Consider the following 13,413-nt stretch of genomic DNA (forward strand, 5'->3'; position numbering starts at 1 on the left):
CGTAGGTACGACAGAGAAGCCGCACTGAGTCTTGACTGTCCACAAGGGATGGTGGCGACCGATCGTCCGGTCCGCGCGGGGTTCGGGTTATCGAGCGGACGGTCGAACGTGTCGTGCACAAACGCGGGACCGTCAGTCCTCTCCGCTGTCGGCTCAGGCCTCGCCGAACTTGCTCGCCAAGTACCCCTTCACCACCGACTTCGCCTCCGCGACGATCCGCTCGTCCCCGCGCGGATCCCGACGGAACGCGAGCTTCAACAGCGCGTCGGCGGTCTCGTTCGCGATCGTCAGCGCGAACCGGATGTCGTCCAGCGGCGACGAGATCCGCGCCGAAAGCACCTTGGTGAGCTCGTCGACGATGACGGCGTTGTTGTCGCGCGTCTCGTCCAGGAGCTGCCGGTCCACGACGTCACCGAAGTGGACCTTCGAGAATCCGGGGACCTCGCGGTGCATGGTGAGGTAGATGTCGAGGATCGAGTCCACGACGTCCCACCAGTGCTCGGGCGCCAGCTGGTTCAGCGTCTCCGACACCGAGGCGACGAACCGTTCGAGATTGCGCTGCGTCAGCGCCTGCACCACGGCCCGTTTGTCGGGGAAGAACTGGTACAGCGACCCGACGGCCACTCCGGCGCGCTTCGCGATCAGTGTGGTCGTCAGTGCGTCGTAGCCGAGTTCGTCGATCAGCTGTGCGCTGGCGTCGAGCATCTGCTCCACCCGCTTGGCGCTGCGTTGCTGAACGGGCTGCCGCCGGAGCGGAGTCGTCTCCGCCGGCGGTTTCGCGGCCTGGATGTCGGACACTCGGGCTCCTCCTTCGCTGATCTGCGACTTTATCGTGCCGACGGGGTTCCCCACGCTCGAGTGAAGGCATAGTATCTGAGAACTTTTCATGTTCGGCCGTGTCTCCGGAGAAAGGTGCGTAGCCGGTGGAAAAATCGATCTTCCCGTCCGAATTCCTCTGGGGTGTTTCGACCTCCGCCTTCCAGATCGAGGGGGCGACCGGGGAGGGCGGCCGAGGACAGTCCATTTGGGACACATTCACCGAAACGGAGGGAAAGATCGCGCGGGCTGAGCACGCAAAGGTAGCCGCCGATCACTTCCACCGCTACTCCGAGGACATCGCGCTGATGGCCGACCTCGGTGTCGGCGCCTACCGGATGTCGTTCGCCTGGCCGAGGATCCAGCCCGACGGCGCCGGAAAGCCCAACGCCGAAGGCCTTGCCTTCTACGACAAGCTCATCGACGAGGTCTGCGCCGCCGGAATCGATCCGGCGGGGACGCTCTTTCACTGGGACCTCCCGCAGGCGCTCGAGGACAAGGGTGGCTGGCTCGCCCGTGACACCGCAGAGCGGTTCGGCGAATACGCCGCCATCGTGGGTGAGCGATTCTCCGATCGGGTGAAAATGTGGATCCCGCTCAACGAGCCCATGGTCATGTCGATCTTCGGCTACGCGATCGGCGAGTACGCCCCCGGCAAGACCCTCCTGCTCGACGCCCTGCCCACCGCGCACTACCAGAATCTCGCCCACGGTCTCGCCGTCCAGGCCCTGCGCGCGGCAGGCGCCCGCAACGTCGGCACCGCCAACAACCATTCACCCATCTGGCCCGCCTCCGATTCTCCAAAGGACAAGGCCGCGGGCGAATGGATCGACGCCCTCATCAACCGGACGTACGCGGACCCCGTGCTGCTGGGCCGTTATCCCGAGCAGGTCGTCCCACATCTCCCGGCGGGCTTCGCGGAAGATCTCGCCACCATCGCGCAGCCGCTCGACTTCTACGGGGTGAATTACTACGAGCCGCAGGGGGTCGCCGCGCCGGGTGAAGGCAATCCGCTGCCCTTCGAGCTTCGCGCGATCGAGGGATTTCCCATGACCACCAACGATTCGCCGATCGTCCCGCAGGGCTTGCGCGAACTGCTGGTCGGCTTCCACGAGCGCTATCGGGAACATCTCCCGCCCGTCTACATCACCGAAAACGGCTGCAGTTTCGACGACGTCGTCGCCGAAGACGGTCGCGTGCACGACCAGGAGCGCATCGACTTCCTCGAAAGTCACCTTGTCGCGGTCCGCGAAGCGATGGACGCCGGGGTCGACGTCCGCGGGTACTTCGTCTGGTCGCTGATGGACAACTTCGAATGGTCGAAGGGCTACCGGCCGCGGTTCGGCCTGGTGCACATCGACTACGGGACACAGCGGCGGACCCCGAAGGATTCCTTCGGCTGGTACCGGAAACTGATCCGGCATGAGTGAGGTCAGGGAGCTGCCCGAGGCACTCGCCGAGCCGGTCGCCAGGGTCCGCGCGGGCTGGATGAGCCTGTTGTTCTTCGCGAACATCGCGCTCTGGCTCGGGGTTTACGCGCCCATTCAGGTTCTCCTGCCGAAACAGGCCGAGATTCTGGACGCCGCCGGCAAGGAGGCCGTGTTCAGTCTGGTCACCGGGATCGGCGCGCTCGTCGCGCTGATCGCCAATCCCGCCGTCGGCCTGCTCTCGGACCGGACCTGTTCTGTCCGCGGCCGCCGTCATCCGTGGACGGCGGCCGGTGCGGTGGTCGCCGCGGCCGGGCTGCTCGTCCTCGCGTTCGCGCCGAACATCGCGGTCATGGTGCTCGGCTGGTGTCTCGTGCAGGCCGGGCTGAACGGGATGCTCGCGATGCTGGTCTCGGCCATCGCGGACCGGGTGCCCGTGCCCCAGCGGGCACAGGTCGGCGGGCTGGTCGGCATCGCCCAGATGCTCGGGACCGTGCTCGGCGCGGTGGTCGTCGTCGTGCTGCTCGACGTCGCGGGACTGCCGCTGGGCTACGCGGTGTGCGCGGCCATCGTGCTCGCGGGGGCGGCGGCGTTCGTCCTGCGCACGCCGGACGCGCGGCTGCCGGTCGCGTTCCGGCCGTCCGTCCGGACCCGGGACGTGCTGGCGAACCTGTGGATCTCCCCGCGTAAGCATCCGGACTTCGCCTGGGCGTGGGGCTGCCACTTCATGATCAACCTCGGCAACGCCTTCGGCACGCTGTACCTGTTGTTCTTCCTCAAGGACGCGGTGCGTTACGAAGATCCGGACACCGGACTGCTGATCATGATGGGGCTCTACGGGGCGGCGCTCATCGTCGGCGCGCTCATCGCCGGGCATTTCTCCGACAAGTCCGGACGGCGTAAACCCTACGTCCTGGCGGCGTCGGTGGTGATGGCGGTCGCCGCGCTGCTCCTGGTGATCTGGCAGAACTGGACGGCCGCGCTCGTGGCGTCACCGCTGTTGGGCATCGGCTTCGGTGCGTACATGGCCGTCGCGCTGGCGATGCTCACGCAGGTGCTGCCCGCCGCGCAGGACCGGGCGAAGGATCTCGGGGTCATCAACATCGCGAACTCGCTGCCGCAGGTGGTGGCGCCGATGCTGACCGCGCCGATCCTGGCCTACCTGGGCGGCTACCCGAGCCTCTTCGCGGCGTCGGCGCTGTCCACCGTTCTCGCCGCGGTGCTGGTCACGCGGGTGAAAACGGTCAGCTGAGAGAAGGTTGGAGACCGCGGACCGGTGCCGGTCGGGGGAGGGGAGTGCAACGGCACCGGCCCGCGGGGTTCGGGGGATGGCAGCGCGGAACCGAAGGAATCTCGCGTTGCGTTTGTGATCTTCAACTTAGCGACCGATTACAGCGTTCGCTGGGTGTTCTGCTGACAATTTTCGATTAATCGCGGTGGGGACCGGGGTGATTACCGAGAGCCGCTCGTCACGTTCGGGGGTACGGACGAACCGCTTGCGGCGGAGGCGAGATCGTGGCGTGGTTGCCCGAGAGGGCGCTCGGACCGCCGTTCACTCGCCGACATCTTCTACGCTGTATTTCTCAAGCCGAGTCAGGTTGCGGCATTCTTTCAAGCGTGCACGCCACCGATGGCGGGCCTGCGCGGGTTGACCAGCGCGTGCCTGCCGGTGGTTTCGGCGGGAGTCGGGTGCGCGCCGCGGGCCTGGCCGGGGACGAGGCGACGGCTCTGCCGCCGGTGGTCCTGGGCGGCCGCGGTCTGCTGGGGGGCGAGGCCGCCGGCGACCAGATGCTCGTGCGCCACCTGCCAGACCGAGCAGGGGGCCTTGCACTTGTGCCAGCGGGTCGAACAGGTGGGGCAGTCCCCGCGCTCGTCGGGCTCGTGCGCCTGGAGCATGGCGCGCCAACCCTCGGTCAGCCGGGGGAGCTCCGAGCGGGCGACCGACACGAGCGACTGCGCGTCGGCCCGGTTCGCGAGATCGGAGAGCATGTCGAGGCGTTCCCAAACCGCGTTGCGGAGGACTTGCCCTAGGACCTGATCCACGGAGAACTCACCGTTACCTTTCCGCCATCTTGGCGGCTTCGTTGAGCGCGGCCCTGAGCTGTCCGAGCTGGCCGGACGTCAGGCGCGCGGTCTCTCCTGGCGGCGAGACGAGAACCACCTGGTTGTCTTCGACGAACACGGTGACGGCACGCTCGCGGCTGATGAGATCGCCGCACTGCACCCGCCAGACCAGTTGTCCGCCTTCATAACGGCGCACGCTCGCGGTACGGGGGTCGACCGGGGCGGACGGGGAGACCGGACGGTTGGCACCGGGGACGACGGCGACCGCCTGCTGACCGGCGGGGCCGGTCGCACGCAGGTGGCGCGTGGCCATACCGGGCCGTCCCGCGGTGATGGAGCCTGTTGCGATCGAGTCCACGAACTCCACTGGCTCTTCTCCGCTCTCTCGTTCCACGTCGTCTTCGTAACCGCGTATCCGCACCTGTAGGGGGTCCGGAGACTGGTAGCTCTCTGTGATCGGTGCCGGTGGCCGGTAGGTCACGGAGATCTGACAACTACAGTGATGTGAAACGGAGTTCGATAGAAGGTCGATCCGCCGTCATAGCGGTGACCGGACGAGGTTTCACGGTGAGCGGTCAACCGACTTCTGCCGGGCCGATCACGACGGGCATTCCGGTGTTTCGCGCGGTTGAATAGGTATGCCTACGCTGTTTCTCGACCCCAACGGAACTGTGAGGGGGCGCAATGGACGCCAGTATCGGTGGCGGCGCTGTCGCCGGCTCGGACACGAGTGTCAAGGGCCGCCAGAGCCACCCCGTGCCGCCGGATGCCTGGGAGCAGCCGGAGATGCGAGCCGCACTGGCCAGCCGGGAGATCTCTTCGGTGTACCGGCTGTTGCGCAAGCACGGTGTTTCGCAGCGCCAGATCGCCGCGATGACCGGCCAGTCGCAGTCCGAGGTGTCCGAGATCCTCAAAGGTCGCCAGGTGATGGCGTACGACGTGCTCACCCGCATCGCTGATGGCCTTGGTGTCCCCCGGGGATACATGGGTCTCGCCTACGACGAGGCGACAGCGATAAAGGTCGTCGGCGCTGCCGACGGCCAGCAGGCGGAGGAGGACGAGTCCGTGAAGCGACGGAGGTTCCTCGCGCACGCCGCCCAGGTCACGATGGGGGCGGCGGTGTTCGGTCCGGAATCGGGTACGTGGTCCGCGGGACCGGCGAAGACGCCCGCACCCGGGCGGATCGGCATGACCGACGTCCGCCAGGTGGAAGCCGCGACCAGGGCGCTCCGGTCCCTCGACTACCAGTACGGCGGCGGTTTCTGCCGCGACGCCGTGGTCGCCCAGCTGTCCTGGGGACAGCAGATGCTCGAGTCCAGCGGCACCGAAATGGTCAAGAACCGCCTGTACGTCGCGCTGGCCGACCTGCACAGCCTGGCGGGCTGGACCTCCTTCGACACCGGCCTCATGGACTCCGCCCGCGGACATTTCGCGAACGCGCTCGACCTGGCCAAACAGGGCGACAGTCACCCGCTGGTGGCCAACGTGCTGTACCGGATGGGCCGGGTCTACCTGCACAACGACGCTCCCAACGACGCGCTGAAACTGTTCCAGCTCGGCCAGATCGCCGCCCAGGAATCGGGCTCCGAACTGGCGGTCGCCGTGCTCTGCGCCAACGAGGCGTGGGCCTACGCGATGATGGGCAACGAGGAGCAGGCCACGAAGCTGCTCGGCCGGAGCAAGGACGAGTTCGCCCGCGCCGATCTGGCCGAGGCCGAGTCCTGGGTCAAGTTCTTCACCGAGACCGACGTCTACGCCATGATCGGCACCGTGCACACGGTGCTCGCCGCGAAGAACGCCGAGCACACCAAGTACGCGATCCCGGCGCTGACCAAGGCCGTCGAGTCCTACGACGACGACATGGCCCGCAGCAAGACCTTCATGCTCAGCGCGCTGGCCACGAATCACCTGCTCGAAGGTGATCTCGATCATGGCTCCAAGGTGGGCTCGAAGGCCGTCGACTGCGCCGAAGGCATCAAGTCGGAGCGGGTGAAGGACCGGATGCGGCCACTGCAGGTCGAGGCGGAGCGCCGTCGGAACAACGCCGACGCCCGTGACCTCGCCGATCGCCTCAATTCCTTCTACGCCGCCTGAGCCGACCGGTTTGGACGGCCGGTTCACGCCCGGCAAACTGCACGATGCCCTGCGGCGGACATGCGAACTGCTGGGCGTGGACGCCGAAGGCGCCCGGCTGCTGAGGTTCACCAACAACGCCGTCTACGAACTGGCGAGCGCGCCGTTCGTCGTCCGGATCGTCGGCTCCACCCTGCTACGGCACCGCGTCGGCACGGTCGTGCGGGTCGCGCGTCATTTCGAACGGCACGGGGTGCCTGCCATCCGCCTGCTTCCCGGCTTCGAGCAACCCATCCCGGTCGGCGGACATCTCGTGACGGTGTGGTGGAAAGTGCCGCCCACCGGCCGGATGGCCAGCTCTTCGGACCTCGCCGCGTTGCTGCGCCGGGTCCACGCGCTCGAGCCGCCCGACGGGCTTCCCGAATGGGCGCCGTTCGCCGCGGTTCGTGCCCGGGTTTCGGACGCGGAGGAGCTGGCCGACGGCGACCGGCGGTTCCTGCTCGAACGCTGCGCCGAGGTCGAGTCCGCGCTCGCGACGCTCGACTTCCCGCTGCCGAGGGGCCTGATCCACGGCGACGCGCACACCGGGAATGTGATCACGGGACCGGGCGGACCGGTGCTGTGCGATTTCGATTCCTCCTGTGTCGGACCGCCGGAATGGGATCTGACCCCGCTCGCCGTCGGCCGTGAACGGTTCGGTGATCCGCCCGCCCGCTATCGCGTGTTCGCCGAGCGGTACGGATTCGACGTGACCACGTGGTCCGGTTTCCCGGTGCTGCGGGCGATCCGTGAACTGAAGCTCACCACGAGTGTTCTCCCGATTCTCCGCAGTCATCCCAACGTGCGGGATGAGCTGCGGAAACGGTTGGACGATCTCCGGAACGGGCGCACCGGTGCCCGGTGGAACCGGTATCGGTGAGTCAGTAGGAACGGCCGACTTGCACGTGCATTCGCCGACGGCAAATGACCGTTCGTCGCTTGCCCGAAATGGCTCATCAATGAGTGACTAATTCGGTTCCGCTAATCACTTCCATTGGCTCAGCGCTCCCCCGAATGTGCAAGTTGCAGCTACGCTCCGTTATTCGGCACCCCGGACTCACCTCGTCGTGGTGCTCCATGGTGGCGCGGGCGGGTTCGAGTTCGGCGATCGCCGCTTCGGGCTGTCCGGCCTTCGCGAATTCGACCAAATGCGGCCAGATGGAGCAAGGTGGGTAACAGCTAGCTGGTCGGCACCACCGGCGCGCGAGTCAGGACGACGGCGAAACCGAACGCCAGCCCCATCACGGTCAGCTCCAGCGTCGCCCAGGCGGCCAGCGCCGTCCGGTTGTGCCGGATGATCCGCGGCATCAGTTTCCACCGTGTGTAGCCGCCGAGTCCCGCGATCACGCCGGTGCACGACAACTTGAGCAGCACCAACTGCCCGTACGGCGTGGTGAACAGGCCTTCCCAGAAGCCGAGCGACGGGTTGAGCGTGATCTCGATCAGCCCGTTGAACAGTCCGGTCGCCGCGCCGAGGAGCAGGCACAGCGTCGCCAGTTTGGAGAATCGCGGCAGCGCGTGCGCCAGCAGCGTCCGGTTCCCGATGAGCAGCACCGTCATCGCGCCGAGTCCGCCGGTCCAGGCGACGGCGCTCATCACGTGCAGCTCCATCGAGATCATCGTGTAGTCGTGGTAATTCCAGTTCGACGCGTGCCCGGTGACCGGCAGCGGGAGCAGCGCGAACAACCCGAGTCCGACGCGGACCTCGGCGGGCACCTTCTCGCCGTGCTTCAGCGCCAGGATGCCGAGTCCCGCGTGCAGCAGCGCCAGTACCGCGACGATCAGCAGGGCCTTCCCGGCGCCGACGTCGGCGATGTAGCTCCCGACGTCCGACATCGACAGCGTGCTGGAGCCAGGCCGGTACTCGGCGGTCTGGAGGATCAGCGCGACGAGCGCGGTGGTCGCCCAGACCAGCGCGGCCGCGACGCTCGCGGGCCGCGCGATCCGCATGATCGGCTCGGAAAGCTTCGGCCGGTCGTAGCCGACCAGTACCGAAAGCAGCGCCAGTCCGATGGTGACGACCGCCGAGATGTCCAGCAGCACCCGCACGATCGGAATGGAGACCGAGACCACCTCGCTGACCTGCGCGACCCCGGGGACCGGGGCGGTCGCCGTCAGCGCGACGCCGATCAGGACGCCGACCATCGCCGCCGTCGCCACGCAGAACAGGACGGCGACGCGGGCGCGCGAGGTGGTCTCGGCCTGTGTCATGACCCGCTCTTCTCCTTGTCGCCCGCGCCGGTGCGCAACGCGACGGTCAGTCCGACGGCGAGCAGCACGACGGCACCCGCGATCCACACCCAGATCGGCACCCCGGACGAGCCTTCGCCGCCGGTCGCCGGGGTGTTCGCCGATTCGCCGCCACCGCTCCTGGCGGCGTCGACGGACGCCGGAGTCCCGGTGCCCGCGGCGGTGAGGGTGAACGGCACCTCGCCGGTCACGGCGTGCCCGTCCGCGGACAGGATCCGGTAGCCGATCTTGTACTCGCCGGCCGGGCCGAGCGGACGCAGCGGCACGGACACGACGCTGTCGCGGACCTCGACCTGTCCTTCGGCCCACTGACCGCCGCCCGGTCCGATGACCGCGATCTGATTGACGTTCGCGTTCTGGACGTACTGGTCGAACGTGAGCGTGATCTTCGCCGGCCCGGCGGCGAGCGAAGCGCCCTTCGCCGGGTCGGACGAGATCAGCACGTTGTGCGCCAGCGCCGGGGTGGCGGTGGCGAGCCACGCCACCCCGGCGATCGCCAGCGCGATGAGCGCCTTACGCATTTACTTGGTTCCCTCGGTGTTCTTGGTGGCGGCGGCCGCGGTGGCGCGACGGGCGCGCAGGGTGGCCCCGGCGCCGACGCCGAGTCCCAGGGCGCCGACGACCAGACCGGCGCCACCCAGCCAGCGGGCGGTGTTGTCGGACGACGAAGAAGCGTGCGATTCCTCGGAGGTCTTCGCGTCGGAGCCGTGGCCGCCGCCGTGCCCGTCACCGCTCTTCTCGGCGAGCTTCACGCTCGGCGCGGGGTGTTCCGGCTCCTCACCCGAGGCCGGGGTCGGCTGGTTCCAGTCGACGACCTTGCCGTTCTCATACGTCTGGGTGGCCGGGAACTCCAGCGCGTCGACGTTGGTGGGGAACTGGCCCGCGCTGATCTGGAACTCCTGGAATTCGGTCGAGCCGGCGGCGATCTTGGTGCCGGGCTCCGCGGTCCAGGAGACCTTGGTGACGGCCTCGGTGATCTGCGTGCCGGACGCGGTGGTCACCGGGGTGGGCAGCTTCGACTTGACGACTTCGGCCTTCCAGCCGGGGATCGGCTTGGTGCGCACGGAACTGAGCGCGTACTCGGGTTTCACGGCGACCTCGACCTTGATCGTGCCGGCGTCCTTCTCCTCGTTGGGGACGCGGAAGAAGATCGACCCGTAGCCGCCCTTTTCGGGCTGGGGGCCGTAGACGTTGGCGGTGACGTGGGCCGAGGCGATCCCGGCCGAGAGCAGACCGGTGATGCCGACGGTGGCGGCCAGGACACCGGCGCGCTTGAAGACGTGCTTGGACACGAAAACTCCTGAACGTGACTGTGACGGCGGGTTCGGGGACCTCGCCGGAGTACGGGGGATGAGCGGGGGTTCAGGAGAAGAGCGGCGGGCCGCGTCTGCCGTGCACCCGGCGGAGGTCCACGCGGACGAGGTGACCGGGGCCGGCGGGACGGGCGAGCACCGGCGCCGCCGGACGGGCGGGCACCGGGAGCGCGTTGAGGATGAAGGGGACCAGCGCGCGCAGGCAGGCGAGGACGCCGAGCAGCAGTCCATCGGCCTTGGCCAGCAGCAACGCGGTGACCAGCGTCGCCACGACGTGGGCCGCGGTCATCGCGAGCCCACCCGAAACGGGGGCGGGTCCGCTGTGCGGTTCGTGACTGCTCAGCGAGCTGAGCACGAGATGCATCACGACCTGACCGGCGCCGAGATCGACGATCGTCGCCAACGGTCCGCGAGCCTTCGCGGCGAGCGCGGCGGCGTTCCAGCCGATCAGCACGGTGAGCAATACCGTCATCGCCGTATCGGGGAGGTCGCCGTCCCCGATCATGTGCGCGGTCACGGCCAGCGCCGCGGAACTCACGCCGAGCAGCCCGCCACGTACAGCGCGTAATGCGCTTCGGTGGTGGCTGCCTTTACTCACGGGTGAAGCGTATGCGACGTACTGGCGACTGGTCGATCTCCTCCCGGCTGTTGAGCAGTGGGAAAGACACCGTTGGGACGGCGCGTGCGTTTGCCCATTTAGGCCGAATGGGGAACGGTTGTGGGAAAGAAGCGGTAAACCGGGGTTTGACCGCACACTTTTTGGGTAGTCAGGCTCCCGATACAGCTACTCCGAATGGGTGAGGACTCTCACTCAGAGGCGGCGGGAGAACCAGCACGCGATGAACCTCTTCGAGTACATCTCGGATCGGTGGGACAGACTCGCCCTCCAAGGGCTTCTCCATGTCAGCGCCGTCGTGCAGTGCACGATCCTGGCCGCCGTGCTCGGCGTGCTGATCGGCGTCGCCGTCTATCGCAGCCCGATGGGGTCCGCGGTGGCCACGGCACTGGCGAGCACGATCCTCACTGTCCCGTCCTTCGCCCTCCTCGGCCTTCTCATCCCGGTCTTCGGCCTCGGCGCGAACACCACCGTCATCGCCCTCGTGCTCTACGCGCTGCTGCCGATCGTGCGGAACACGATCGTCGGGCTCAGCGGCGTCGATCCGGCGGTCAGCGACGCGGCGCGCGGGATCGGCATGAGCCGGTTCGGTGTGCTGACCAGGGTGGAGCTGCGGCTCGCCTGGCCTGCCATCCTCGCCGGGATGCGGGTCGCGACGCAGATGCTCATGGGCATCGCGGTCATCGCGGCCTACGCGAAGGGCCCCGGCCTCGGCTCGGAGGTCTTCTCCGGGCTCACGAACGCGGGGAGCACGAACTCCCTCAACCAGGCATTGACCGGGACGCTCGGCGTGGTCGTCCTCGCGCTGGTCCTCGACGCCGTTTACGTCCTGATCAACCGTTTGACCGTCTCAAGGGGTGTCCGTGGCTGACCACGCTGAAACCGTATCCGGCGTCGAAATCGAGCTGGAGAACGTCACGAAGCGCTACCCCGGCACCCGTGAGCCCGCGGTCGACGACTTCTCGATGGTGGTGCCCGCCGGCAAGATCGTGGTCTTCGTCGGTCCGTCCGGCTGCGGCAAGACCACGACGATGCGGATGATCAACCGGCTGATCGAGCCGACGTCGGGCCGGATCACCATCGGCGGCGACGACGCGCTGAAACTCGACGTCGACACCCTGCGCCGACGCATCGGCTACGCGATCCAGCAGGCAGGTCTGTTCCCGCACTTCACCGTCGCGCAGAACATCGCGGTGGTGCCGGGGCTGCTCGGCTGGGACAAGAAGAAGGTCAACGACCGGGTCGAGGAGATGATGGACCTGGTCGGGCTCGACCCGGCCGACTTCCGCGACCGCTTCCCGCGTCAGCTGTCCGGTGGACAGCAGCAGCGCGTCGGCGTCGCGCGGGCGCTCGCGGCGGATCCGCCGGTACTGCTGATGGACGAACCGTTCGGCGCGGTCGACCCGATCACCCGCGGCAACCTGCAGGACGAACTGCTGCGGCTGCAGACCGAGCTGAAGAAGACGATCGTCTTCGTCACCCACGACTTCGACGAAGCCGTGAAGCTCGGCGACAAGATCGCGGTGCTCGGCAACCAGTCGAAGATCCTCCAGTACGACACCCCGGACGCGATCCTCGCGAACCCGGCCGACGACACGGTCGCCGGTTTCGTCGGCGCCGGAGCCTCGCTGAAGCAGCTGACCCTGCTGCGGGTCCGCGACGTCGAGCTGAAGCAGGACGCGCTGACGGCGACCGTGAGCGAAGCGCCGTCGGAGGTGCGCGACAAGCTGATCAAGCAGCGCAAACATTTCGTGCTGGTGCTCGATCAGCGCCGTCGTCCGATGCGCTGGGTCCACGTCCGCGAGCTGACCGCGGCCACGTCGCTGGCCACCGCGGGCAAACCGCTGCGCGACTCGGTCAGCCTTCAGTCGACGCTGCAGGACGCGCTCGAAGCGATGCTCGCCGAGGGCGGCAGCGTCCCGGTGACCGGTGCGCGCGGTGAGTACGCCGGGACGATCGAACTCGACACCGTCATCTCGACGATCCAGCAACTGCGCGAGGAGCACTCGGACGACAACCCGGCGGAAGGTGTGACCGCATGACGGCCGTCGATACCGGGTTCTCCACCGAATCCTCGTCGAGAAGCGCCGAGCGGGTCCGGCTGTTCGCCCAGCCCGCGGTGGTGCTGCTGATCGTCGCCGGGGTGCTGATCTGGGTCTTCGCCGGCGACCTGACCGCGACGGAGAAGGAGACGCTCAACGCCGCCGGGTTGCTCGCCGCGCTGCGCGACCACCTGGCGATGACCATCGTGGTGACCGCGATCGTGGTCGCCGTCGCGGTGCCGCTCGGGGTGCTCGTGACGCGGCCGTGGGCGAAGTGGGCGGCGCCGGTGTTCCTGGCGGTCGCGAACATCGGCCAGGCCGCACCCGCCCTCGGTGTGCTGGTGCTGTGGTTCATCGTCACCGGCGCCACCGGCGGGCTGTGGGTCGCGGCGCTGCCGCTGGCGTTCTACTCGCTGCTCCCGGTGCTGCGGAACACGATGGTCGGCCTGCAGCAGATCGACCCCGCCCTGATCGACGCGGGCCGCGGCATCGGCATGTCGGCGTCCGGCGTGCTGTGGCGGGTCGAATTCCCGCTGGCCATTCCGCTGATCCTGGCCGGTCTGCGGACGTCGCTGGTGCTGGCGGTCGGCACGGCGACGTTCGGCATGTTCGTCAACGCCGGAGGCTTCGGCCTGCTCATCGACACCGGCTACAAGCTCAACCTGACGAAGGTGCTGATCACCGGCTCGGTGCTCGCCGTCGCGCTGGCACTGCTGGTGGACTGGCTCGGCGCGGTCGCGGAACAGTTCTTCGGACCGAAGGGACTGCGCTGA

14 protein-coding genes are annotated in these 13,413 nt (G+C 68.0%); 7 read left to right on the forward strand and 7 right to left on the reverse strand.

The genetic code is table 11. From position 1 onward, the window contains the following. Window positions 1-153: 153 nt before the first annotated feature. Entirely contained in the window at window positions 154-798 is a 645-nt protein-coding gene (locus AVL48_RS09770) for a TetR/AcrR family transcriptional regulator (RefSeq protein ID WP_061980500.1), read from the reverse strand. A 125-nt stretch (window positions 799-923) separates the two neighbouring features. Between AVL48_RS09770 and AVL48_RS09775 the strand changes: the two genes are divergently transcribed. Further along, window positions 924-2,246: a GH1 family beta-glucosidase gene (locus AVL48_RS09775; protein WP_061980499.1), complete on the forward strand. Its 1,323-nt coding sequence runs from the start codon at window positions 924-926 to the stop codon at window positions 2,244-2,246. Next, the gene (locus tag AVL48_RS09780) at window positions 2,239-3,495 is read left to right on the forward strand and encodes an MFS transporter (protein ID WP_061980498.1); all 1,257 of its coding nucleotides are present in this window, start codon (window positions 2,239-2,241) and stop codon (window positions 3,493-3,495) included. The genes AVL48_RS09775 and AVL48_RS09780 overlap by 8 nt, the downstream gene beginning before the upstream one ends. Window positions 3,496-3,854: 359 nt before the next feature. On the opposite strand, the gene AVL48_RS09785 is transcribed toward AVL48_RS09780, so the two are convergent. Together AVL48_RS09785 and AVL48_RS09790 are read right to left on the reverse strand one after the other, a co-directional pair. Further along, complete coding sequence (locus AVL48_RS09785) at window positions 3,855-4,286, reverse strand: hypothetical protein (RefSeq protein WP_061980497.1); 432 nt, start codon at window positions 4,284-4,286, stop codon at window positions 3,855-3,857. A 13-nt stretch (window positions 4,287-4,299) separates the two neighbouring features. Next, window positions 4,300-4,674 carry a hypothetical protein gene (locus AVL48_RS09790; protein WP_061980496.1) on the reverse strand — a complete coding sequence of 125 codons (375 nt, stop codon included), beginning with the start codon at window positions 4,672-4,674 and terminating at the stop codon, window positions 4,300-4,302. 317 nt (window positions 4,675-4,991) lie between these two features. On the opposite strand from AVL48_RS09790, the gene AVL48_RS09795 reads away from it, so the two are divergent. Beyond that, a complete protein-coding gene (locus tag AVL48_RS09795) occupies window positions 4,992-6,401 on the forward strand; it encodes a helix-turn-helix transcriptional regulator (RefSeq protein WP_061980495.1) in 1,410 nt (469 codons plus the stop codon). 10 nt (window positions 6,402-6,411) lie between these two features. Further along, window positions 6,412-7,299 (forward strand): phosphotransferase enzyme family protein, encoded by an 888-nt coding sequence (locus AVL48_RS09800; RefSeq protein ID WP_061980494.1) that lies wholly within the window; start codon window positions 6,412-6,414, stop codon window positions 7,297-7,299. A gap of 299 nt (window positions 7,300-7,598) precedes the next feature. Here AVL48_RS09800 and AVL48_RS09805 read toward each other — a convergent pair whose 3' ends face one another. From AVL48_RS09805 to AVL48_RS09820, 4 genes are all read right to left on the reverse strand, one after another. Beyond that, on the reverse strand, window positions 7,599-8,630 hold the full coding sequence (locus AVL48_RS09805; protein WP_061980493.1) for a copper resistance D family protein: 1,032 nt from the start codon (window positions 8,628-8,630) through the stop codon (window positions 7,599-7,601). After that, window positions 8,627-9,190, reverse strand: coding sequence for a copper resistance CopC family protein (locus AVL48_RS09810; protein ID WP_061980492.1), 564 nt, complete (start codon window positions 9,188-9,190; stop codon window positions 8,627-8,629). The genes AVL48_RS09805 and AVL48_RS09810 overlap by 4 nt, the downstream gene beginning before the upstream one ends. Continuing rightward, window positions 9,191-9,961: a YcnI family copper-binding membrane protein gene (locus AVL48_RS09815; protein WP_061980491.1), complete on the reverse strand. Its 771-nt coding sequence runs from the start codon at window positions 9,959-9,961 to the stop codon at window positions 9,191-9,193. Between the two features lie 70 nt (window positions 9,962-10,031). After that, window positions 10,032-10,520: a hypothetical protein gene (locus AVL48_RS09820; protein WP_143105011.1), complete on the reverse strand. Its 489-nt coding sequence runs from the start codon at window positions 10,518-10,520 to the stop codon at window positions 10,032-10,034. A gap of 301 nt (window positions 10,521-10,821) precedes the next feature. On the opposite strand from AVL48_RS09820, the gene AVL48_RS09825 reads away from it, so the two are divergent. From AVL48_RS09825 to AVL48_RS09835, 3 genes are read left to right on the forward strand one after another with little or no spacing between them, the layout of a single operon-like run. After that, window positions 10,822-11,469: an ABC transporter permease gene (locus AVL48_RS09825; RefSeq protein WP_061980490.1), complete on the forward strand. Its 648-nt coding sequence runs from the start codon at window positions 10,822-10,824 to the stop codon at window positions 11,467-11,469. Next, entirely contained in the window at window positions 11,456-12,640 is a 1,185-nt protein-coding gene (locus AVL48_RS09830) for an ABC transporter ATP-binding protein (protein ID WP_208616245.1), read from the forward strand. Before AVL48_RS09825 ends, AVL48_RS09830 begins: the two co-directional genes overlap by 14 nt. Beyond that, window positions 12,637-13,413, forward strand: coding sequence for an ABC transporter permease (locus AVL48_RS09835; protein ID WP_061980488.1), 777 nt, complete (start codon window positions 12,637-12,639; stop codon window positions 13,411-13,413). Before AVL48_RS09830 ends, AVL48_RS09835 begins: the two co-directional genes overlap by 4 nt.

The sequence above is a fragment of the Amycolatopsis regifaucium genome, assembly GCF_001613935.1.
In the GTDB taxonomy this organism is placed as follows: Bacteria; Actinomycetota; Actinomycetes; order Mycobacteriales; family Pseudonocardiaceae; genus Amycolatopsis; species Amycolatopsis regifaucium.